This window comes from Microbulbifer maximicatervae (SeqCode), from assembly GCF_056232625.1.
Genome location: NZ_CP174324.1, coordinates 1,250,824 through 1,272,368, shown reverse-complemented (window position 1 = coordinate 1,272,368; position 21,545 = coordinate 1,250,824). Strand labels below are relative to the sequence as shown.

Genomic DNA, 21,545 nt, shown 5'->3' with positions numbered 1-21,545 from the left:
GGTGTTATTTGGTTAAACGATACTTTCGGTAGTGAGGTAGCAAGCATGTTTAACAACGTAGGTTGGATTATCGAGGGAAAGATAAGAAAGGGACATGAAGCGGAGTTCAAAGCTGTTGTGAATGAGATGGTCGCAGCAACTAAGAAAGAAGGTGGAACCCTGAACTACCAGTATTACGTAACCGATGATGGAAACGTGCTTATCTATGAGCATTTCAAGGATTCCAAGTCCGCTCATAAGCACATTGACTCGTGGGACAACTTTGCCGATCGTTGGATAGCGGCTGCTGAACCGACTCGCTTAGTCCACCTGGGAGATATGCCACAAGATCTTCGGGAGCGTCACTCAGGCCTGCAATCAACTCTATACCACCCTTACGCTGGATTTGAACGTTCAGGTGGTAAGGCCCACTAACCTTTAAGCGAAGAAAGTAAAGGTGTAAGACTTTCACCAGTTGAGTTGATTACTACATGTTTCAAGACAACTGGTGAAGGCTGGGTACCCTTTCATTTATAAAAAGTTACTCCAGTAGTTTCATGGAATCCCATATTTCTCAGCCAATCGATCGATTTCTGCTTGTGATCTGGAATTATCTGGACACTTCGCACCAAACCATGGGTTTAGATCACTATCTGTATTTGTAGCAGGTAGCTCTTTAACATCAAAACAACGGTCTCCAACTTGAACAAAGGTTCCTGTCGAGGTCTGGTATCTGTTTTCTGTAGGCTGATATCGACGGACTTTGTTGCGTTCCCTGGCTATTTTTCTCTCAAGAGCGGGATTGAATACAGTCGGTTGTCGCCCTGACCTTGGGGCAGTTGGGAAACCCTCGGAATGGGGCCTTGCCTCTAATGCTCCTTCCAATTTGGGTGGTGGCTCTTCTATTTTGGCTGGCTTCACCTTATTTAAACTATCAGGTATTGGCGGGCTAGTAACGGTTACTGCATCTGTCAGAGTGGTATCCTGCTTTGATACTGTGCTCGGTTCTTCAGCAGTTGGCGGAGACGTAGAAGGTAGAGGAGTAATTGGGGCCAGTAATTTGACTTCTAGCGACGTGTTGGTCCTAGGAGTTGGACCTGGAGCTATTGATATTGGAACAACTATCAGCGCTATATGGGTTCCAATAGCAATCAGTACTGAGACTGCAAGGCGCCATTTTTTGGTGGTTTTGATGTTGGAGAGTGAAGGTGTCGTCGTATTAAAATCCATCTACTTCGTAGACCATATCTCAATAGACTTGGCCAAAATCCTTTTCCGAAAAACTCTGTGATTAGTGCGATAACAGGTAGGACTCCCACAGATCTTATAAGTTCTTTGGAGGCTCCAACTTCACCTGGTTGTTACTTTATGACAGTGAGGCCATCACCCTTCTCCATCTCGATGCCTAGCCTTCTTCGCTCCTGAATACACAGAGAGTCGGCCTAGGAGTTCCTAGTCGAACAAATCCTCGTAGCCTTACTGTAAGAATTTGCACTCCAGTACGACCAAGATGGGTATCTAAACAGATTGTCTTCAAATTAGGGCTTATACCCTGCCACTAAGGATATGGATTGTATGAAATTTATCCGCTTAGCTCTTCGTACCTTGATCGCCGCTACATTAGTTTTTTCTATGCCATTCGCTCTAGCATCAGAGCCATTTTCCGAAGAACGATTCAAGGAGTTACAAGCCGCCAAACGACCCATTTTGATCGATGTGAGAGCAGATTGGTGCCCAACCTGTAAAAAGCAGGGCGAGATTCTGGCGCAGTTTCAGAGGGACAATGCCCAGTGTGGCCTTACGATCCTGAATGTGGATTTCGACTCCCAGAAAAAGTGGGTTAAGCACTTCCGCGCTCCTCGGCAATCAACGCTACTACTGTTTAATGGGGAGCAACAAGTGTGGTTCAGTGTTGCCGAAACTCGTGCCGATGTAATTCAGCAGAATATCTTCGATTCAGTTAAGGCTTGCACTGACAATGCTTGAGCTTAGCGCCATCCCCCTGGCTTTGATCGCGGGTACTCTCAGTATTCTCTCTCCCTGCGTTTGGCCGTTGGTGCCAATGGTTGTCGGTGCTTCTAATAGTGCCGGGCGCTGGGGGCCGTACGCGTTGGCGATTGGACTCAGCCTGTCATTTGCATTGGCAGGTACTGTGCTGAGCTTTCTATTGGTCTCCTTAGGATTAGACCCAGAACTCTTCCGCTATATTGCCGCGATAATGTTAGTGGCGGTTGCACTAGTCTTGTTGATCAAGCCACTTTCCGATTGGCTTACCTTACGCTTATCAAAAATCACCGCAGGGGCGAGCATTACCGGTGATGGAGCTTGGGCTGGGCAGTTTGGTATTGGCTTCCTTACCGGAATTATCTGGCTGCCATGTGTTGGCCCTACCCTGGGTGCCGCTATAGCACTGGCTTCCATGGGCCAACAATTGGGGCAGTCATTTATGGTGATGTTTGCTTTCGGACTAGGTACCGGTACAGCGCTTTTAGTGGCTGGGGGGCTATCGAGGCAGATTTATACTCGACTGTCACCATCAGTTGGGGCTTTCGCGATTGGAGGCAAAACAGTACTAGGTCTTATACTATTACTACTCGGGGTACTGGTCTTGAGTGGGCTTGATAAAGTAATGGAAGCCTGGGCTTTGAATTGGATTCCCGAGTGGACTTTCAGTTTTTGATGGTCTTTTAGTGGTAAGCCAAGCCATATTGGTTTTTATGGGCCGGATATTCTTATTCGGCCTTCTTAAAATTAGCCTTACGACTCAATAGGTACTCGCTCCCTTCATCGGCGTGAATGCGCACTTTTCATATTGGAGGATTTACGGTGGTGGAAATCGAGTGTCTATGGGAGTGCAATGATGGATTGGGCGAGACACCGATTTGGTCAGCGGAAGACAAGTCTATCTATTGGGCTGATCACGTTAACCCCGAACCTGACCCCACTGATGCCCGGCCTCCATCCATAAGAAGTTTCAATATCGAAACAGGCGAACGCAAGACCTGGGAGATGCCTGAACAAATAGGCTCCTTTGGCTTCCGCCGTGGAGGCGGAATGATCGGAGGTGGATGCTCCGGTTTCTTTGCTATCGACTTGGAAAACAGGCGTGTCGATACAATCGTTAATCCTGAACCCGGTAGGCCCCACAGTCGTTTGAATGATGGCAAAGTGGACCGCTATGGGCGTTTCTGGTGCGGTAGTATGGATGTGCGTTTTAAAGACAAATCTTCCTATCTCTATTGTTTGGAGCCCGATCTAACCTACCGAAAGGCCGATAAGGATTTTCGCTTTGTTGTAGCCAACGGCATTGCTTTTGACCCTGAAGATACGCGAATGTACTTCGGGGATACCTTTGGACATATGGTTTACGTATTCGATCTGGATATCATTGACGGCCGGATTAGCAACCGGCGCCCTTTCTTTTCCATAGAAGACCGACAACCAGGAATTGTCGACGGTGCAACGGTAGATTCGGAAGGGTTTTACTGGTTTGCGTTGAATCTGGGGGGCAAAATCTTGCGAGTAGATCCCAAAGGAAGGCTTGATAGAGAGATCGACCTGCCGATTCGCAGCCCTACCTGCATCGCTTTTGGCGGTAATAATTATGAGACACTGTTTGTCACATCTCAGCAGTCATTCCTCACTAAAGAGGAACTGGCTCGACATCCTCAGCCGGGCTGTATCTTAGCCGTTCACGGGCTTGGAGTTCAGGGGCTTCCTGAGCCAAAGTTCGGCAGTTAATCTGCTGTTGAATGCAACTCTTCAAACAGGCATCCCGAATCTTGCGTTCTGTCGGGCTAGAATCTTTGTGTGTGATAAATCTGAATCGCCAATTGGACAAGAGAGGTGTCAGTTGCGTATCCCTGCCATCCCACCAGAAGAACTCAGCGAAGAACAGAAACCTCTTTACGAAGATATGAGTAATGAGATGAAGGGGTATTTCACAGGTTTCATCAAGAAGCGCAAGGATGGCGCTTTACTGGGGCCCTGGGCACCAGCACTGCAATATCCCAGGTTTGGAAAGCCCTGGTGGGACAATATCAAGGCTATTGCAGACAAACCCACGCTTCCTAAGGCTGCTCGGGAGGTTGCGATTCTAATCACCGCAGCTCATTTTAAAGCGGGTTATGAGCTTTACTCCCATACGGTTATTGGTGAGAAAAGTGAGTTGGCAAGGAGCAAAATCGCCACTATCGCAGCGGGCCAGCGCCCAATAGACCTAACTTTTGAGGAAGCCGCTGCTTATGATGTCGCCGCATCACTTGCAGCTGGAGGCCGCCTGCCAAAGGCTACTTGGGAGATGGCCGTGAGTGCTTTTGGTAACGAGGGTGCCGCCGAACTGGTCTTTCTCGTGGCTGGCTATCATCAGGTCTCTGCCATTTTAAATGGTTTTGATATTTCCATACCTGGTGACGGGAATTAGGGAACATCTCGGTTCGGGAGGGGCAAGAATGTTCTGGGTTTATCCAGCCCAACGACACACTCATCCCATATGTAAGTTGTGAAAAAAGTAGCGTCCTCTGAATGCTTGAAAGCAAATACCACTCTCTTCGAGAGTAATTGAATGGAAGGTAAAGTGTGTAGTTGGGATAGGTTGCAGCGCCCTATTCCAGTGCTGTACAGATTCTATAGAGTTTACGAGATGGCATTCGCCATCTCGTAGGAAATAGCCCGTTATTGGGCGGCAACAGCTTGGGGTATATCTGCAGACTGCTTTGACTGGGATACCTGCCTATAGATATATCTGCTCGAATAGAGGCAAATGACACCCATTACCAGGGCGCCCAGGTCAGTGAAAACTACTGGCAAAGTGATGGACTTCCAGGGGACCAGCAGACCACTCCCAGTTACCAGCGCATTCAGCAGCGGGATGCCGCACAGTAGCAAACCTGCACAAAGTGAGAGATCTGCTAATGCAGGTTTTATCTGGCGGCGCAACATCGCCCAGGCTATGGCCACTCCCCATACAGAGAGATACACCATTTCAATCCAGTGAAAGCGCTGATCGCCACCACCACCGGGAGGTAACAGCTTATTGGCATAGAAAGTGGCCGCGGTGGCGACAACCAAACCGGCACAAACCCCTACCGTGAGCAAACTGAGGAACCAGCCGGAACCTCGGGTATTAATATCACCAGAGGGGAGCTTTTGCCTCTGTGCCTTGCGAACCTGCCAGATAACGGTGCCCGTTACCATCATCAAACACAATGCCAATCCCAACACAAAGTACAGGGCTTTTATCAGGAAGCCACCGTAGAGTGCGTAGTGAAGTGGAGTCAGTGAAAAATACACCCGCATAAACGGACCTGAGTCCTGCACTGGGTTATTGATGTTAACTACTTCGCCATCTTCACTGCGGTATTTGACATCAACAAAGCGCACCAGCGCCTCGTTTGTTTGGCCCGAGACTTGGACAACCTGATTGCGATCCCCGTAGGCCTCCACATAAATGGCTTTGGGTTTCGCATTAGGCACTTGGTCCTGGTAGCGCAGCAGCATTTGGTTATAGCTATTGGACAGCAAAGGCTCGCCAGTTATCTCAGGATGTTCCCCCACTACCGAGGCGACTGCAGCTTCCACATTACCTTCAAAAGCAGAAAATGCAGCAACCTGGATCATAATGCCATTCAGGCCAAGTATTGCGCCGGTAAAAGCAATCACTATATGGAACGGTAGCGGCCAGACCCCTAATACTTTGTGCAGGTCTGTCCATTTGAGCCGCCTGCTGCGATCCACACGGAATTTAAACATCTCTTTAAAGATTTTCTTGTGAATGATGATGCCACTTAATATGGAGAGCAGCATCACCAAGCCCATCAGTCCAACCAGGTAGCGTCCAAAAGGCCTGGGAAACAGTAGATCAGTGTGCATATACGTCAATAGCTCAGCGAAATCAGAGCCGCTGGGCGGCAGCACTTCACCGGTATTGGGGTTTATATGGCGTACCTCGGTTTCCTCGCTTTCAGCATCAGTCCAGAGCACTTCCAGCATAGGATGGTAGTAGTCTGGCATTGAGATCATAAAAAAGCTGTCCTCACCGATATTTGCCTCAGCGAGCACCGGAGCGACCAGTTGATCTACATCCACAGGCGCTTCAGCATCGAAGGCAATACGATGCTCGGGGCGTTCCCATTGGGTCAGCTCGTGGCCAAATAGTGCGACCACGCCGGAAAAGGAAATTATGAATAGCAGAATAGAAAATAACACCCCAATCCAGGAGTGAATTTCGTAAAAAAGGATATTGCTACGCTGTTGCATTTAAGTTGGCTAGACCGAAAATTATAAAAAAGAAAGAGCGCTTAGTCCGAGCATGACCAGCAACAGGGATAATAGGTATGCCGCTGCGCGCCAAGTGGAGGCGGCGAGTAACCCCATACTCATATACCCGACCCATAAAAGTGTCGATAACATAGATCCAGCTGCCATCCGTTCTGTTGGCTCGGCGGACGGCCAGTAAATCGACAACATCACCGTGCTGGAAAACATCAAGATAATGCTCAGCACAATGGTCAGGGCGACCTGTTGCCAACTGATTTTTATTGAGGCAGCCATAGAGTTATCCGATAGTTAGAAGAAGAAGAGCCTGCTCTAATACCAACAAGCCCACTACTGACAGTGGAAAATGGCGAAGCAGCCAATTAGGTTTGATTGGGGCGAGCAGTGCTTGTAATAAAGCGCAGAACATTGCGACACAAAGCCAGGTGGGTATCCCTACCTCCCAACCATATAGGAATCCATAAGGAATTGAACTCACCGGAAGCACCCACCAGGCAATTCTTTGTAAGCGCTTAAAACTACTGAGCTGTAGATCTTTATGTCTGGTTACAAAAATAAGTAGTACAGCCAAATAAGTAAGTAGGAAAGCCACCAGGTTAGACATTGAAGTTTTCCAGCCTTCTTTGCTTAGAGGTCGCGGATTTTTTGAACATTGCGCTTATTCTTTACAGAAATGGAGTTTCGTAGTTGCAAATATTGCCTTCAATACTGGGAAGATTTGTATTTAGCGATCTACTGGGTTTAAATTTAAGTTACAAATAATAATCATTATCAGTTGCAGTCTATCTTAAGATATATGTTTATTCAATTGGCTTGAAAATGCAGACAGACTGGAAGGTAGCGAGGAAGAGGTGCTAAGTTCTGTTACCTTTCTTCCATATCTTATCTTTCTTATCATGTGGATTATTGACTTCGAATCCAGTGGCTTATCCAAGCAGAGTTACCCTATAGAAGTTGGCCTCTGCTCTGAAACAGTAGAATACCAGGCGCTAATAAAACCAGTGCCACACTGGTCTTATTGGTCCGATGGTGCCGAATCAATACATAACATTTCCCGATCAAAGCTGGAATCCGAGGGTATAGATCCAACTACAGTGGCTTATAGCCTAAACAGGATTCTTTCAGGTCAGATTGTCTATTGTGATGCCCTGCACTGGGGCAGTTTTTGGTGCAATGCCCTTTTTTCTAATACCGGTATTCATCAGGAGTGTGAACTCAGGGATATTCAGGAGCTAATTGGCGGCTCTGAAAATCACCTAAGAGCATTCATTAATGAGCGCGAAAAGCTGGAGGACTCTGACAAATTCACAGTTCATCGAGTGCTGGATGATGCAAAAATAATCAGGAAGGCACTGAAAGTAGCATTAGCAGGCTGATATGAGTGAGTAGCTTTGGAGTTAAGTAAAACGGTCGTCCTCCTTAGACTAACTAACAGAGAGCAGTAATTAGGGAGCCTCTGAGTAACTCCGTGATACCTCTGGCATGCAGAGCGGTTCACAATCAAGGCGCGGCTTCGCAGGAATGTCTAGACCTTTCAAGAAGTCGCAACGCGGAGTGTGAATCGCTCTGCAAGCCCCGAAGGGCGGGCCTTGAAGGCCACAGCTGCTGCGTTGCAGCTCTTGCAAAGGGCTACGGCCATTCGCGGCGAGCTGCGCCTAACATCTGCAGCCTTCAAGACCCGCAGAGGCATTACGGAGTTACTCAGAGGCTCCTTAGGTCTATTACTTCTGCACCTTGTGTAGGCACTAACTTTTTGCCGCAATAAAAACTCCACTTCCTATAAGCAAAGCCCCAGAGCCGTATTTTAGAGCCGGGGTCTTTCCTGATTGACTGATTGTTGACCGTGCCTTGCAGGCAAGGTACGCATAACCGGCCATCACACTGCCTACGGCTAGCGTTGCAATTGCAAATATAATTGCAATGTCCAAAGAAGCAACACGAGTTAGATCGAGGAAGGCTGGAAAGAAGCTTACGTAGAAAAGAATGGCTTTCGGGTTACCCAGCGTGGTGACTAAGCCCAGTAGAAAACTTGAAAAGCTGCTATGGGAGTGGCTTGTTGCTATTTGGTTTTGGTCGACTTGTCTTTTCTTTGCTGAGAGAAAGATATTCACTCCCAGCCAGATAAGATAGGCTGCTCCAGCATATTTAATAACTATGAATAAGCTCCCCAAGGTTTCGGCTAGCGTTGCTAAGCCAAGCAGAGCTAACAAAATAAAGAAATAATCACCTACAACAATTCCCATTACTGTAATTAACCCCTGGCGCAAGCCGAGTGTCACTGACCGGGAAACAACAGCTAATACTCCCGGCCCAGGTATCAGTGCTAGAACTAGCATTGAAATGAACAGAGCTAAGGATGTAGAGATTGTCATGAGGTACTCAGTGATTGTTAGAGCTTTTATGCAGTGATTCTATATGCTCAAAAACTGTACGTAAATTGTGCTTTTGAGGCTTCTGGCTAGCAAATCCTTGGCAACTGCTCCCCAGGTAAACGCTGCAATAACCGATCACATCCCAAATTGTTTTTCAAAATAACCTGGGAGCTACCTCCTCCCCCAACAGTACCAATAACCGCAAAGCTGCTATCTGCTGTTGCTTTTCGAAGAATGGAAAGTGCCATCTTAACACCTGCTTCAGGGACAAAAGACACAAAACGCCCCTCATTCGCTACATAGAGTGGGTCTAGCCCCAGTAGCTCACAAGCGCCTTGCACAGCATCACAAACAGGTATCTTGCTCTCCTCCAAGACAAAGGTCCGTCCGCAGTTTTCCGCTAGCTCCACCAATGCGGTGGCTAGCCCACCTCGTGTGAGATCTCGCAGACAATGAACTTCAATTCCGGCATTGATCATTTGTGCAACTACACCATTCAGTGGCGCACAATCGCTGAGGAGATCACTTTCAAACTCGAGTCCCTCTCGGATGGCCATCACTGCTATGCCATGGCGGCCGAGATCGCCGGACAGGATAATAGAGTCACCTTGGCAAATACGGTTGGGATCAATGGGTTGTTCTCTTATCAGGGTACCGATACCGCTGGTATTGATATAGAGCCCATCCCCCTTCCCTTTCTCTACCACTTTGGTATCGCCGGTGACTAAGGTAATTCCTGAGTTCCGGGCAGCCTCAGCCATCGAGATCAGAACACGTTGGAGAGTATCCAGGGGCAACCCCTCTTCGAGAATCAAGCCGCAGCTTAAAAACTTGGGTTCCGCGCCGGCCATGGCTAAATCGTTGACGGTGCCATAAACGGCGAGCTCACCGATGTTTCCTCCGGGAAAGAAAAGCGGTGAGATTACAAAGGAGTCGGTGGTAAATACGAGCTGATCCGGTTTCCATGGAAGTGTTGCACTGTCATGGGCCTGGGATAGCCAGGGGTTAGAGAAGACAGGTTGAATATATTGATCGATCAAGCGTTGGGTCATCTCCCCACCGCTGCCATGGCCGAGGCGTACGACCTCGTCAGCGGTTGGTGGAATTGGACACTGCAGATTCATTCGATTCCACCTGGTTCTGGTATCGATAGTAGGCCGCGCAAGCGCCTTCAGTGGAAACCATTGGCGCCCCCAGCGGTTGCTGGGGTTGGCAGGTCTTAGCGAAGTGAGGGCAATCCCCGGGCTTCTTTAGCCCCAGCATAATATCCCCACTGATACAGCCCCTGTTTTCAGAAATGCTCAATGCTGGCAGATTGAATGTTTGTTCTGCATTAAATCCTGAGTAATCATCGCTCAATACCAGACCGCTAGCAGGAATCTCACCTATGCCGCGCCACTGTTGTGTTGCTACTTTAAAAACCTGTTTAATCAAGTCTTGGGCAACGGTATTACCTGTTTTAGTAACCGCGCGCTGATATTGGTTTTCTACTTCACTGCGACCACTCTCTAATTGACGGACACACCGGAGTACGCCTTCAAGAATATCCAGGGGTTCAAAGCCTGTGATCACTATTGGAATCTGGTGCTTTTTCACCAAGCTGCGGTATTGCCGATATCCGGTTATTGCACAAACGTGGCCGGCAGCTAGGAAACCTTGAATTCGGCAGTCTTCACGGGCACATATCGATTGAATCGCCGGTGTAACCAAAAACTGGGATATCAATGCGTAAAAGTTGTCGATTTGCTTTTGCTTGGCGAGGGACAGCGCCAGGGCATTGGCGGTAGCAGTCGTTTCAAAACCCACCGCAAAGAATATGACCTGCTTGGTGGGGTTCTGCTCTGCCACATTGAGCGCTTGCAGCGGCGAGTAGACAATACGGACATCGCCTCCGGCAGCTTTGACCTCTAGTAAATCTCGATATGAACCGGGGACTCGTAACATATCGCCAAAGGAGCAGAAGATAACATTGGGCATTGCAGCAATCGCAATAGCTCTATCGATGATTTCCTGAGGTGTGACACAAACCGGGCAACCGGGTCCGTGTACTAATTGAGTCTCCTCGGGCAGTAATTGCTGCAAGTTGTATTTTGCGATGGCATGGGTTTGCCCTCCACAGATCTCCATTAGAGTCCATGGGCGAGTAGTGACTTTCTGAATCTCTGCCGCAATTAGCTTGATGCTCTCGCCGTTGCGGTATTCCTTGAGGTATTTCATTACAGGCTGACTCAACCCAATGTTTTGAGGTACTCGAAAACCTTATTTGCTTCTTTTGCTCTCAACTTGCTGATCGCGACTCCAGCATGAACGATCACGTAGTCTCCTACTTCAGCCTCGGGTACCAGTGATAAATTTACAGCTTTACTGATACCGCCGAAGGAAACTTTTCCAGTGCGCTCCATGGCTGATTCTTGCTCTATTAATTCGATTCTTCCGGGAACTCCCAGGCACACTAGGAACTCTCCTCTCCCAATGATTGCCCAGCAGCATCCATACATTGTGCGTAGTGGATCTGGCCCAGCGATATTCCGCCATCATTTGGGGGGACCTCGCTGTGGCTGTGAACGGAAAAGCCCTGGCTTTCCAGAAGCGCAGTGACGGTTTCGGTAAGCCGCTTGTTCTGGAATACACCGCCGGACAGAAAGATATTCTTTTCACCTTGTTGCGTTGCTACTGCCAGCGCCATCTGCGCGAGGGTGTTGTGAAATGCAGCGGCCCTTTGTGGCAGTGATCGGTTTTCATCGTAGATCAAAGCACTAATACAGGGTGTCCAATCCAGTTCCAGCAGGTCCCCTTTTTGAACAAGGCTAAAGGGGTAGCTGTCTTTAGAGCTGACGCCACGGGCACACTGTTCTAGAGCCATGGCTGCCTGCCCTTCAAAGCTGGTATGCGTAGTCAGTCCCAGGAGTGCGGATACCGCATCGAAAAGGCGGCCGACAGAGCTACACGGTGGACTGTTAATCTCACCTTTTAACATGGTGACCAGGTTTTGACGCTCGCCGCGGGTGAAGCAGCGCTTTAATTGTCGATTCTCCAGGGCGACAAACCCAGAGATTTCATACAGAAGTCCAGCCGCAGAGCGTCTGGGCTCCCGTACGGCCTTTTCACCGCCTGGCAGCGGGAATGTGCGAAAACTTGCGATGTGTTTGACAGGAGATTGTCCATTCCAGTGAAAGAATTCTCCACCGCGAACAATGCCACTGCGGTCGTAACCAGTTCCATCCCAGCAGATTCCCAGTGCAGGCCCTGAGTGAGCGTGTTCTGCCATGCAGGAGAATAGATGGGCAATATGGTGCTGAACGCCAATACGCACAGCTCTTTGCTTCATAGCCCAGCGGTGAGAGGTATAGCCTGGATGGAGGTCGTGGATTAATTTTTTCGGGCGGCACTGCTGTAGTTTGGTGAGGTCGCCAATAGTTTGGTTGAAGTGCTTCAGGGTATTGGCACTTCCTAAGTCGCCAATATGTTGGCTGGGATATGCCCACCCGGCGTGAGACAGTGCAACTGTGTTTTTCAGGTCCGCGCCCAGGGCCAGGAAGCTTTCTCGTTCACTTTCGCCCTTTTGGCCTGGTCTAGGCAAGGTAATGGGAAGTGGCGCGTAGCCCCGGGCTCGACGCAACATCAGCGGACGGTTATTGACCACCCTGAGTACAGAGTCATCCAGTGGGCGCAAAATTCGGCGATTGTGAACCAGGAAATAGTCAGCGATTTTACCCAAGCGCTCAAACGCCTCATCATTTTCTGTACAAATAGGCTCTTCTGCGAGATTACCGCTAGTAGCGACAAGAGGGGCTCGATACTTTTGCGCGAGCAAGTAATGTAAAGGTGATGCAGGCAGCATCACCCCCAAGTCGGCAAGATTTGGAGCGACCAGCGGATGTATCCTGGAGTGACTGTCATCCTTCGCTTCCAATAGAACAATCGGTCTTTCTCGGGTTGATAGTAGCTGCGCCTCTTGCTCCGAGACGCAGCAATCCTGGCAGACACTTTTCAGCTCGTCATATAGAAGCGCGAACGGCTTATGCGGACGTTGTTTGCGCTGGCGCAAGTTGGCGAGCGCCTTACCATTGGAGGCGTCGGCTAACAGTTGAAAGCCGCCTACCCCTTTAAGGGCAATAATTTTCCCCTGGGCAAGGGCATCAAGGGCTTTGGATAGTGCCCGACTCTTCTTCGCAATTGTAACGCCGGCAGTATTAGAGAAAAGTAATTGAGGACCGCACTGTGGGCAGGCATTGGGTTCCGCGTGAAAGCGTCGATTGAGGGGGTCCCGGTACTCCCCCGAGCATTTTCCGCACAAAGGGAAGTGGTGCATGGAGGTGTTGACACGATCGTAGGGCAGTTTGTAAATGATGCTGTAGCGGGGGCCGCAAAGAGTACAGCTGATAAACGGGTAGTCATAGCGGCGATTGTTAGGGTCTGACAATTCCCTGAGGCAATCATCACAGGGAGCCAGGTCTGGTAAAACGATGGTTGAACTACTGGCATCACGGACACTGGGTAAGATTCGAAAACCGTATTCTGCCTGAAGAGCCACCGGATAGGATTCAATGTGAGTGATGCGACTGTAGGGAGGTTTCTCTGAAGATAACTTATCGATAAACTTTTCGATTTCCCGGCTTTTGCCCTGGACTTCAATTCTCAGGCCGCCGCTATAGTTGGCCACCCAGCCTTTCAATTGAAAGCTATCGGCCAGGCGATAGATAAAGGGCCGGAATCCTACTCCCTGCACCAATCCGGCGATTTCAATCCGGCGGCGTTCAGTGGCCATCAGTCTCCTCAAACTTTAAGCTCTCCAGGATTACATCCTGGGCTTCCTTGTGATTAATATCCTTAAGCTCATCAATTTCCAGCTTAATCCCCTCGAGAGAAGTCCCGAGTATCTCCCTGTCAAAATGCTCCCTCAGATGCGCTGCAGACATATGCGCCAGGGCACCCAAGCGTAAGCGAACGCCGATCGGCCTGCCGGGTTCATCAGAGGCCAGTTCCTGGATTTTATCGATCAGGTTTTTGATGAGATTCTGTTCGTGCATAGTGGTCTCCGCTGTATAGCGTTAGGTGCGCGATAATCATTTGCTCTGCTCGATGGGCTGCACTGGCCACTTTGGGCGATAACCCTTGCCCTTTTGCCAGACTTTCTGAGTTGATCGCAAAAACATCCAGATGTGCCGGCAGCGAATTAATGTGCTTTCCCATGGTCAGCGCTTCGGTCAGCCCAAATCCATGGCTTGATGTATTGCACATCGATGGAGCAAGAGCACTCTCAAGCCCATCAATGGTGACAACCTCCCCGATAGGGTGCTGATCGCTTATCATGGCGTCTACAAGGCAAACCCATCGACCTTTCCATTGCGTGAGCAAATGTAAAATATCGCCGCCGCTTTCGAGGTATTCCACCGCCCCTCCAAGTTTTTGGCGAAGTCGAGCGATGATATGTGGCCCTACTCCATCATCACCGCGCAGGGGGTTCCCCAGGCTTACCATTAACCATGGATTGCTTACTTTGCGCTTGTCCATAATTCAAATGTAGCTGTAGGAAGTGAGTGGAGCAGGAAATGCAGGGGTCGTAATTCCTTATCGCCCGTTCACATAGCCCCTGTAATTTATCCTCAGGAAAGTGCATAAAGCTCGGCAACATCAAGCGGAGGTCATCTTCGATGGTCTTCTGGTTTTGTGAGGTGGGAGCGACAATTTTTGCCGTCGTAATCTTGCCTTTCTCATCAATGTCATAGCGATGATACAGAAGCCCACGGGGTGCTTCGGTGGCTGCACAGCCGCTTGCGGTTCTCGGCTCGGTCTTTAAATGAGGCTCGGCTGGGGGTTGGTATCTATCAATAATATGCAGAGCTTCTTCAAAGGCATGTAGTACCTCCAGGCTCCTAACGAGGATGCTTTGGAAGGGATTTAAACAGGGGGCACTAAAGTTGATCTCCTCCGCTAATTGCAATGCTCGAGGCGACAGCTTGTCGCGATTAAGGTTGTAGCGTGCGATGGGGCCCACCAGATAGGCACCCCGCTCCCGTAAAGTACAGTGCAGCGCGGTGCTATGAGCGACGTGCTCTTCTTCAAAGTGGTTCTCATAGTCTTGGGCGCTAATATTGAGTCCCGCACTGGAGGTGATCCTGCCCTCGTTCATTGGGTATTCTGACGGGTGCGTTAGAGCGACAAATTCGTAGTGATTATCCCTTCGCCATTCGTAGCTGGGGAAAGGCAAAGCCGCGGACCAGCGCACCAGTCGCTCGGTGAGATCCCGAGCCATTTCCAGCTGCGCTACCAAGGCTGTGAGTTCACGAGCTTCCGGAACCTTGTAGAAACCCCCTACCCTCACATTAATCGGGTGTACTTCCCTCCCACCAATAAGGCGAACCAGGGCATTGCCCGCCTTTTTAATCTCCAGCGCGTTCTTAACAATCTCTGGATGATCCTTAGCCATTGCGACTGCATTGGGGTAGCCGAGGAAATCTGGTGCATGGAGCATGCTGATATGCAGCATATGGCTCTCGATCCATTCACCGCAGTAAAGCAATCGACGAAGCATACGCAAAGCGCCGCCGGGCTTTAGGTTCAGGGCATTCTCCATGGCATGCACAGCACTCATCTGGTAGGCAACCGGGCAGATCCCACATATGCGCGCGGTGATATCTGGGGCTTCCAAGTAATCGCGCCCTCTGAGAAGGGCTTCGAAGAACCTTGGGGGCTCAAAAATCTTGAGCTGTACATTTTGTACGCCGCTATCGTCGTAGTCGATATGGAGGGCTCCCTCCCCTTCGACCCGAGCGAGATAATCTACCTTAATCGTTTTGCTGCGATCCGCCATAAAGCTCACCTGGAGGCAGATTTATCACCAATGTTTGGGGAAATTAACGCTTCCCGTCTTCTTGTCTATCTTCAATTTGCACTTTAAAAGAATGCGCTAGTGGATTGAAATTTCTAAGGTTTTCAATAATTAAAGTATTTTCTACATTTAGTTTTTCATCCCACCAGTGGCAAAGTGATTCGGTGTTGGGATTTTCCTTGGGACCGTAGCAAGCGTAGCAACCGCGGTTGTAACTGGGGCAAATAGCGCCACATCCCGCGTGTGTAACAGGCCCCATACAAGGGGTGCCATGGGCAACCCAGATGCAAACATTGCCGCGCAATTTACAGTCAATACACACCGAGTGATTGGCAACCTGGGGGGCTCGCCGGTGCAGGAATGCACTGATTACTTCAAGCAATTGATGCTTGTTGATCGGACACCCCTGTAATTCAAAATCTACTGGTACCCTCCCTGATATTGGTGTGGATTCCTTGAGAGTGGCGATATATTCCGGGTGGGCATAGACCACATCGGTGAACTCCTGCACATCGGCAAAGTTGCGAAGTGCCTGAATCCCTCCAGCTGTTGCACAGGCGCCAATACTGATTAGAAAGCGGGACTGACGTCTGACCTCTAGGATTCTCTCTTCATCTGCTGGCGTGGTAATGGAGCCTTCGACGATAGAGATATCAAAAGGACCCTCTTTCACCTCACTGGAAGCCTCCAGGAAATAGGCGATATCTACCTGGGCTGCCAAAGAGAGAAGCTCATCCTCACAATCCAACAGGCTCAGTTGGCAGCCATCACAGGAGGTGAACTTCCAGACTGCAAGTTTGGGGGGAGGATCACTACTCGCTATAGGCTGTTGATTTGAAACCATGAGCGAATATCCCGGTAGCAAAAGACAGGGCCATCTTTACAAACAAAGTTAGGTCCCCACTGGCAGTGGCCGCAGATTCCAATGGCACACTTCATGTTGCGCTCCATGGATAGATAGATATTGGATTCATCCACACCTTTATGGAGAAGAACCTGTATGCAAAAGCGCATCATGATCTCCGGTCCACACACAAACACTAAAGCATCATTGCACTCCAAATGAGTGACACGCAGAGGGTCGGTAATCACACCAATATGCCCGTTCCAGTCTGTGCTGGCGTGGTCCACAGATGTCACCAGTTCAAATGAGCTGCGCCAGTGACCAAGCTCTGGCTGGTAGAGCATTTCTTCGGGGCGACGAGCCCCATAGAGAACTTGTAGGCTTCTGGCCGGCAAGTGCCCCTTAAGAAAGCTGTAGATCAGGGGACGCAAAGGCGCTAGCCCGAGTCCGCCGGCGATAATCACTAAGGGGCGATTTTCCGCCAAGTGAGTTGGCCACCCCTGCCCGAATGGTCCCCGGATGCCCAGTTGCGTTCCAACTTCCAGCTTGCAAAGCGCTTGGGTAGCAAGTCCCTGGCCTTTAATCGTATGGGTAAGTGGGTCAGCGGATGACGTACTGGGGCCACTTAAGGAGATAGCAGCCTCCCCGGCACCAAAGGCATAAAGCATATTGAATTGCCCGGGCTGAATGGGTGATGGGGTCCCAGCTACTCGCATCAGGGATAGAGTGACAGTGCCAGGAAATTCTTCGCGCCGATGGGTAACACGCCATAATTCAGGGATCACAGCGAGGGATTCCCTGTGACGGATGTGGCCCGTAAAGGTCCAACAACTGTATTCGTGCTGCCTGCAGTCGTTCTGTAGCAACTTTGGTAAACCGTTTCATCAATTCGAAACCGAGTCTCGGTTCTTTTTCGCACTTATCTCGGAGGCACTGCCCGCCGAGTTTAAGGCTGCGAACTGAGGTCAGGGCCCGGGCATCGAAAGCACTCAAGTAGGGAGGATACAGCCAGGACCAGCCGAATATATCTCCACCATGCAGTGTCATCAGGCAAAGGGGCCCATAGTTGGGGACAAAGGTTTCTACGGCGACACGTCCAGATCGAATTAAGAAGAAATGGTTAGCCGGAGTGTTTTCCCTGGCAAGGTATTCGCCTTCTTTATAGTGACTATTGCTTGTACACCCGGAGAGGAATGCCAGGTCCTTGTCTGCCAGCCCGGTAAAGAAAGGGTGCTCCTTGAGTAAGGTGGTGACAACTTTCATTTTTGTTCCTGGGCGCGAATATTCTGTATCTCTTCCGTGATATCGATGCCTACTGGACACCAGGTAATACAACGTCCACAGCCGACACAGCCAGAGCTGTCAAATTGGTCATACCAAGTGGCCAGTTTGTGAGTCATCCACTGCCGATAGCGGCTGCGGGTATCCGCCCTAACTGGGCCGCCAGACAAATAGCTAATCTCAGCCGTAAAGCAGGAATCCCAACGCTCCCAGCGCTGTGCTTCATTTCCGGTTAAATCTGTTGTGTCCTCAACGGTTGAGCAGAAGCACGTGGGGCAAGCCATAGTGCAATTGGCGCAGGAGAGGCAGCGCTCCGCGACTTTATCCCAGTTTGGGTTGTCATAATTGCGATAAAGCAGTGTCTTCAGGTCAGAGCTGTCAAAGCTGCGGCGACCGTTACTCACTTGATTTTCGGCTTGCTGAACGGCAGCTTGCCCCTCTTGTTTCTCCGTTTCTGATGCGTCAACAGTGGGTAATTGCTTTAACACTCTGTCGCCTTGAGGGCTTCCGCTGCGTATGAGGAAGAAGTGGGCATCGGAGGTCAGAACTTCGGTGATTACCAGATCACTGGGCAGTTGCACCTGCGGGCCTGTGTTCATTGAGGTACAGAAGCAGGTATTTGCTGCTGTTGTGCACTCCACAGCGATAGTGAACAGCTGTGCTCGACGTGCCTTATAGCTGCTGTTGGCGTAATCCCCCTGTGCGAGGACACGGTCCTGGATAGCAATGGCGTGTAGTTCGCAACTGCGAACACCGAGAAACGCTAACTTGACCGGAGGCTCTTCAATTTCCAGAATCTGAACATCTTCTCCAGAGCGGCTAGCGCTCCAGAGCTGGCGCTGGGGCAGCTGAAGAAACTGCTTCCAGGAATGGGGTCCAACGGCGTAGCCAAAATAAGCCTTGTCATTGCGGAGCTCCACCCGGTATTGCCCCGCCTCTTGCTGATCCGTCCATCCTTGGGGTAGATCTGTGGGAGTTTCAATCTCACCATAGGTTATAGCCCCGTTATGCAGTATCGGGCCAAAGAGCTGGTAACCTTCACTGCGAATTGTCTGAATCAAACGATCCAGGTCATTCGCTGCCAGTTTAAGCATTTCCACGAATAGCCGAGAGCCGGCTCCGAAAGAGCAGTAGTTGGTGACCTACTGATTTTTAGGTCTGTACTGGCTAATTGCACTAAGACAAAAGTGCCAAAATGCTAAGAATAAAGTTTAGAGAAAAGCCATAGCTCTGAATCCTTATTGAGGTGGGGTGCACCCTTTAGGCAAAGTATTTCATAACCTTCTGATACTTATATACGACATACCATCTAAGCACGATGATTGGCGCAGTACTTGCCATCACAAGGGCTACGCCTGCTCCGAGTTTGTTTAAGTTGATGGCGAGTAAAGAAAATTCAAAAATATCGATAAGCACAATCACTGGAATAAAAAAGATCCAAAGTTGTTCGAACCCTATTCTTTTGGCAAACGCTAATCCAAACAGTACGACGTAGAAAAGGGAGGAAACAATCAAGCTGATTACCAGCCACCAAAAGGGGATGCCTGTGGTGCCATCGGTCAAAACCGTATATTGGGAATACAGCTCCAGTGGTAGAAGGATAAAAAAGACAATTTTCCAGCCTACGCTAGGGCTATAGACGGGGGGGCGATTGTCGAGTTCGCTCTCAGGTGCTTGATAAGGATTTTGCACGCTCTGCCCTTTAATTGGCCTTTGAAATTTAAAACTGTCGGCCACTTCAATCCTATGGATTAGTGCACTTATAAGCAATTCTTGTCGGCTATTACTGCAGCCAGAATGTAGAAGTAGTTTGCCGTTTATCGCTTGGCCATTGGCATTCGATTGACATCATGACTTCACCTTGTTTGAACTGCAAGAAAGCAGGTTATATTGTCACACGTATGCGATGAGCTGCCTCACATTATCGACAAACACTTGAGTCAAGTATTGACTTTGAAGCTGCAGACAATATCCTCGCTGTTCAAATTTTGATAGTCACAGAGCCTAGCTAGTAAGTAATGATCATCTCAATTTAGCTCAGGGAATGGCGAGAGGTAACTTTCGGGTTGGCAATTAGTGCCTATCCGGAATAGTGGTAAATAATAAGGACGTTTCGAGATGCAGGATATGTATCAGACACCAGATAGCCCCCTTACAGACTCTATTCCACACTACAAACCCAGTGCTGGTTGGAAGGTACTCCTTTTTATTCTTGCCCCGCTGGAAGTCTACTCCCAATATCTTGGTTTCAACGCCGATGAGTGGGACCTCCCTATTTGGTGGATGATTTTTAGCCTGCTAGTTTATATTGTATTTTTTGTTGCTTTGTTTGGATTGGCTTTCTCGAAAAGGATTGCCTTCTCAAATGCTTGGCGTATCTATTTGCCCATTTTAATCTGCACTGACGTGTTTGAATTTTTCTCCGTCATAGGTGAATTCAATATGTCAGTACTGGAAATCCAAATCATTACTATGATTTGGATTTCAGTGATATTCTTTACTTGGTACGCAGTGTACCGATATCAAAAGGTGATGCGATATTTTAAATAATATCTACGCTAGCCTTAACCACTTTCAGTAAGTGTTTTATTGGAAGGTATTGCCAACATTACCTGTGCCAGTTTGCGTGGTTAATGCGATTTCACCACTGCCAACCTGCAAAGTTGTTTGAGTATTGGAAACACCGTTTTGCGTCACCAGAATGCTGCTACTAATACCGCTATGTTGATTAATCTGGGAAGAATTAGAATCACCAAACTGATTGAGCACCAGTGAACTAGTGAGCAAAGACCCGTCCTGCCCCTGATCTATTTGTGCTGTATTGGCTGAGCCATCTTGGATTACTAGAGTGGTACAGGAAATAAGTTCAATAGCGGCAATATTTTCGTTCCCTTGATCAAGATTTACCGTATTAGAAGAGCCGGTTTGCATTACCTCACCGCTGCTTGAGGTAATATTCTCCTGATCCACATTTGCAATGTTATTGTCACCAATCTGGGTGACTATCCCAGTAGCAGCTGAAACATCAGTTTCCTGTTCTATTCTTCCGGTATTTGAATTACCTATCTGCGTTATTATTGCAGTGCTCGTCGTCGTGACTTCATCCTGTTCGATATCTAAAAAGTTGGAAGAGCCAGTCTGGCTGGCCATGGCAAAGGTAAAGGTTACATCTCTATCCTGATCTATATTGGCGAAGTTGGAGTCACCAACTTGGGTGAACATGGCGCTAGTGCTATCCACCCTTATACGCTGATCTAAAACCAATGTGTTAGACATTCCCTGTTGAGATGCAACAAGTGTGGTGGAAGTAACATCTTCCTGCTGCAGGACTTGGATGTCGTTTAAGTCTCCAGATTGCATGCCGGTGAAGGAGCTGAATTGAGCATCATCCTGCAGCAAGGTCGCTGTATTATTACTGCCACTCTGGGTTAGGGAGGAAGTAGTAAGCTGCGTTGCATTCTGTTGCACTGCTGAGGCCTGATTCAAATTTCCCGTCTGCACCAATTCAATAGTGCTTTCAGAAGTGCTCGTAGTTTGGGATGCATCCGAGTCATTGAAATCGCCGATTTGGGTCTGAACAATCAAGTTGTTGTGCACAGTACCATCGGACTGATCAGAAGTTGCACTATTGCCAGTACCTTCCTGGAATACCAGGGTGACATTATTATCAGCTAGAGCAGATACGCTGGCGGCAAATAGCGTGGCAGCAGTCACAGAATTTGTCACTTTCATAGAGGTGATCCCTTATTGGTTAAATCTTATGGGGCGACCGCTTATAAGCCTCGACTGCAAGCCTGGATGAGCATCAAGGGAGTTGCCATAGGAAAAAATGGCTGAATAACTAAGAAGAAAGCTTGGGATTGTTGTTTGTTCACCGGGCTAACTTGCTGTATAACCATACAGCTCTAGAGTAACCTCTGCCTCATTGTTTGCATATCACGTCATAAGGAACTGGTGTGCG

Annotated in this window: 25 protein-coding genes; 7 read left to right on the top strand and 18 right to left on the bottom strand. The window is 49.0% G+C overall.

Annotation, left to right across the window (positions count from 1 at the left end; all coding sequences use genetic code 11):
* Positions 1 to 45 precede the first annotated feature (45 nt).
* A complete protein-coding gene (locus ACJJI6_RS05605; protein ID WP_108733199.1) occupies positions 46 to 414 on the top strand; it encodes a putative quinol monooxygenase in 369 nt (122 codons plus the stop codon).
* Positions 415 to 534: 120 nt separating this feature from the next.
* Here the strand turns inward: ACJJI6_RS05605 and ACJJI6_RS05600 are convergent, their stop codons facing one another.
* On the bottom strand, positions 535 to 1,209 hold the full coding sequence (locus ACJJI6_RS05600) for a hypothetical protein (RefSeq protein WP_475712763.1): 675 nt from the start codon (positions 1,207 to 1,209) through the stop codon (positions 535 to 537).
* A gap of 345 nt (positions 1,210 to 1,554) precedes the next feature.
* On the opposite strand from ACJJI6_RS05600, the gene ACJJI6_RS05595 reads away from it, so the two are divergent.
* The 4 genes from ACJJI6_RS05595 (at position 1,555) to ACJJI6_RS05580 (ending at position 4,402) form a co-directional block, all read left to right on the top strand.
* Positions 1,555 to 1,965, top strand: a complete 411-nt coding sequence (locus ACJJI6_RS05595) for a thioredoxin family protein (RefSeq protein ID WP_444897334.1) — start codon at positions 1,555 to 1,557, stop codon at positions 1,963 to 1,965.
* The gene (locus ACJJI6_RS05590; RefSeq protein ID WP_475712762.1) at positions 1,958 to 2,659 is read left to right on the top strand and encodes a cytochrome c biogenesis CcdA family protein; all 702 of its coding nucleotides are present in this window, start codon (positions 1,958 to 1,960) and stop codon (positions 2,657 to 2,659) included. The genes ACJJI6_RS05595 and ACJJI6_RS05590 overlap by 8 nt, the downstream gene beginning before the upstream one ends.
* A gap of 116 nt (positions 2,660 to 2,775) precedes the next feature.
* The gene (locus ACJJI6_RS05585) at positions 2,776 to 3,720 is read left to right on the top strand and encodes an SMP-30/gluconolactonase/LRE family protein (RefSeq protein WP_475712761.1); all 945 of its coding nucleotides are present in this window, start codon (positions 2,776 to 2,778) and stop codon (positions 3,718 to 3,720) included.
* Between the two features lie 112 nt (positions 3,721 to 3,832).
* Entirely contained in the window at positions 3,833 to 4,402 is a 570-nt protein-coding gene (locus ACJJI6_RS05580) for a carboxymuconolactone decarboxylase family protein (RefSeq protein ID WP_475712760.1), read from the top strand.
* A 251-nt stretch (positions 4,403 to 4,653) separates the two neighbouring features.
* Here the strand turns inward: ACJJI6_RS05580 and ACJJI6_RS05575 are convergent, their stop codons facing one another.
* Genes ACJJI6_RS05575 through ACJJI6_RS05565 form a run of 3 tightly spaced genes read right to left on the bottom strand, consistent with a single transcriptional unit; the run spans position 4,654 to position 6,859 of the window.
* Positions 4,654 to 6,237, bottom strand: coding sequence for a PepSY-associated TM helix domain-containing protein (locus ACJJI6_RS05575; RefSeq protein WP_475712759.1), 1,584 nt, complete (start codon positions 6,235 to 6,237; stop codon positions 4,654 to 4,656).
* 21 nt (positions 6,238 to 6,258) lie between these two features.
* Positions 6,259 to 6,531, bottom strand: a complete 273-nt coding sequence (locus tag ACJJI6_RS05570; RefSeq protein ID WP_108733205.1) for a hypothetical protein — start codon at positions 6,529 to 6,531, stop codon at positions 6,259 to 6,261.
* A gap of 4 nt (positions 6,532 to 6,535) precedes the next feature.
* Positions 6,536 to 6,859 carry a hypothetical protein gene (locus ACJJI6_RS05565; protein ID WP_475712758.1) on the bottom strand — a complete coding sequence of 108 codons (324 nt, stop codon included), beginning with the start codon at positions 6,857 to 6,859 and terminating at the stop codon, positions 6,536 to 6,538.
* Between the two features lie 247 nt (positions 6,860 to 7,106).
* On the opposite strand from ACJJI6_RS05565, the gene ACJJI6_RS05560 reads away from it, so the two are divergent.
* Positions 7,107 to 7,631: a hypothetical protein gene (locus ACJJI6_RS05560; RefSeq protein WP_475712757.1), complete on the top strand. Its 525-nt coding sequence runs from the start codon at positions 7,107 to 7,109 to the stop codon at positions 7,629 to 7,631.
* A 369-nt stretch (positions 7,632 to 8,000) separates the two neighbouring features.
* On the opposite strand, the gene ACJJI6_RS05555 is transcribed toward ACJJI6_RS05560, so the two are convergent.
* The 13 genes from ACJJI6_RS05555 to ACJJI6_RS05495 all read right to left on the bottom strand — a co-directional run bounded on the left by ACJJI6_RS05555 (position 8,001) and on the right by ACJJI6_RS05495 (position 19,321).
* A complete protein-coding gene (locus ACJJI6_RS05555) occupies positions 8,001 to 8,627 on the bottom strand; it encodes a LysE family translocator (protein ID WP_475712756.1) in 627 nt (208 codons plus the stop codon).
* 86 nt (positions 8,628 to 8,713) lie between these two features.
* Positions 8,714 to 9,751, bottom strand: a complete 1,038-nt coding sequence (hypE, locus tag ACJJI6_RS05550; RefSeq protein WP_475712755.1) for a hydrogenase expression/formation protein HypE — start codon at positions 9,749 to 9,751, stop codon at positions 8,714 to 8,716.
* Positions 9,717 to 10,844 (bottom strand): hydrogenase formation protein HypD, encoded by a 1,128-nt coding sequence (gene hypD, locus ACJJI6_RS05545; RefSeq protein WP_475712754.1) that lies wholly within the window; start codon positions 10,842 to 10,844, stop codon positions 9,717 to 9,719. The genes hypE and hypD overlap by 35 nt, the downstream gene beginning before the upstream one ends.
* Positions 10,845 to 10,855: 11 nt before the next feature.
* A complete protein-coding gene (locus tag ACJJI6_RS05540; RefSeq protein ID WP_444917168.1) occupies positions 10,856 to 11,125 on the bottom strand; it encodes a HypC/HybG/HupF family hydrogenase formation chaperone in 270 nt (89 codons plus the stop codon).
* Positions 11,080 to 13,395, bottom strand: a complete 2,316-nt coding sequence (hypF, locus tag ACJJI6_RS05535) for a carbamoyltransferase HypF (protein WP_475712753.1) — start codon at positions 13,393 to 13,395, stop codon at positions 11,080 to 11,082. The genes ACJJI6_RS05540 and hypF overlap by 46 nt, the downstream gene beginning before the upstream one ends.
* Complete coding sequence (locus tag ACJJI6_RS05530) at positions 13,385 to 13,657, bottom strand: hydrogenase/urease maturation nickel metallochaperone HypA (RefSeq protein ID WP_282932830.1); 273 nt, start codon at positions 13,655 to 13,657, stop codon at positions 13,385 to 13,387. Before ACJJI6_RS05530 ends, hypF begins: the two co-directional genes overlap by 11 nt.
* Positions 13,620 to 14,108: a hydrogenase maturation protease gene (locus ACJJI6_RS05525; protein ID WP_475712752.1), complete on the bottom strand. Its 489-nt coding sequence runs from the start codon at positions 14,106 to 14,108 to the stop codon at positions 13,620 to 13,622. The genes ACJJI6_RS05530 and ACJJI6_RS05525 overlap by 38 nt, the downstream gene beginning before the upstream one ends.
* A complete protein-coding gene (locus ACJJI6_RS05520) occupies positions 14,077 to 15,441 on the bottom strand; it encodes a Ni/Fe hydrogenase subunit alpha (protein WP_475712751.1) in 1,365 nt (454 codons plus the stop codon). Before ACJJI6_RS05520 ends, ACJJI6_RS05525 begins: the two co-directional genes overlap by 32 nt.
* A gap of 43 nt (positions 15,442 to 15,484) precedes the next feature.
* Positions 15,485 to 16,303, bottom strand: a complete 819-nt coding sequence (locus ACJJI6_RS05515) for an NADH-quinone oxidoreductase subunit B family protein (RefSeq protein WP_475712750.1) — start codon at positions 16,301 to 16,303, stop codon at positions 15,485 to 15,487.
* A complete protein-coding gene (locus tag ACJJI6_RS05510) occupies positions 16,279 to 17,088 on the bottom strand; it encodes an FAD/NAD(P)-binding protein (RefSeq protein WP_475712749.1) in 810 nt (269 codons plus the stop codon). Before ACJJI6_RS05510 ends, ACJJI6_RS05515 begins: the two co-directional genes overlap by 25 nt.
* Positions 17,078 to 17,566: a cyclic nucleotide-binding domain-containing protein gene (locus ACJJI6_RS05505; protein ID WP_282932825.1), complete on the bottom strand. Its 489-nt coding sequence runs from the start codon at positions 17,564 to 17,566 to the stop codon at positions 17,078 to 17,080. The genes ACJJI6_RS05510 and ACJJI6_RS05505 overlap by 11 nt, the downstream gene beginning before the upstream one ends.
* On the bottom strand, positions 17,563 to 18,678 hold the full coding sequence (locus ACJJI6_RS05500; protein ID WP_475712748.1) for a 4Fe-4S dicluster domain-containing protein: 1,116 nt from the start codon (positions 18,676 to 18,678) through the stop codon (positions 17,563 to 17,565). The genes ACJJI6_RS05505 and ACJJI6_RS05500 overlap by 4 nt, the downstream gene beginning before the upstream one ends.
* 166 nt (positions 18,679 to 18,844) lie before the next feature.
* On the bottom strand, positions 18,845 to 19,321 hold the full coding sequence (locus tag ACJJI6_RS05495) for a hypothetical protein (RefSeq protein ID WP_475712747.1): 477 nt from the start codon (positions 19,319 to 19,321) through the stop codon (positions 18,845 to 18,847).
* 381 nt (positions 19,322 to 19,702) lie between these two features.
* Between ACJJI6_RS05495 and ACJJI6_RS05490 the strand changes: the two genes are divergently transcribed.
* Positions 19,703 to 20,134, top strand: coding sequence for a hypothetical protein (locus ACJJI6_RS05490; protein WP_475712746.1), 432 nt, complete (start codon positions 19,703 to 19,705; stop codon positions 20,132 to 20,134).
* A gap of 36 nt (positions 20,135 to 20,170) precedes the next feature.
* Here the strand turns inward: ACJJI6_RS05490 and ACJJI6_RS05485 are convergent, their stop codons facing one another.
* Positions 20,171 to 21,316 (bottom strand): hypothetical protein, encoded by a 1,146-nt coding sequence (locus tag ACJJI6_RS05485; protein WP_475712745.1) that lies wholly within the window; start codon positions 21,314 to 21,316, stop codon positions 20,171 to 20,173.
* Between the last annotated feature and the right edge of the window lie 229 nt (positions 21,317 to 21,545).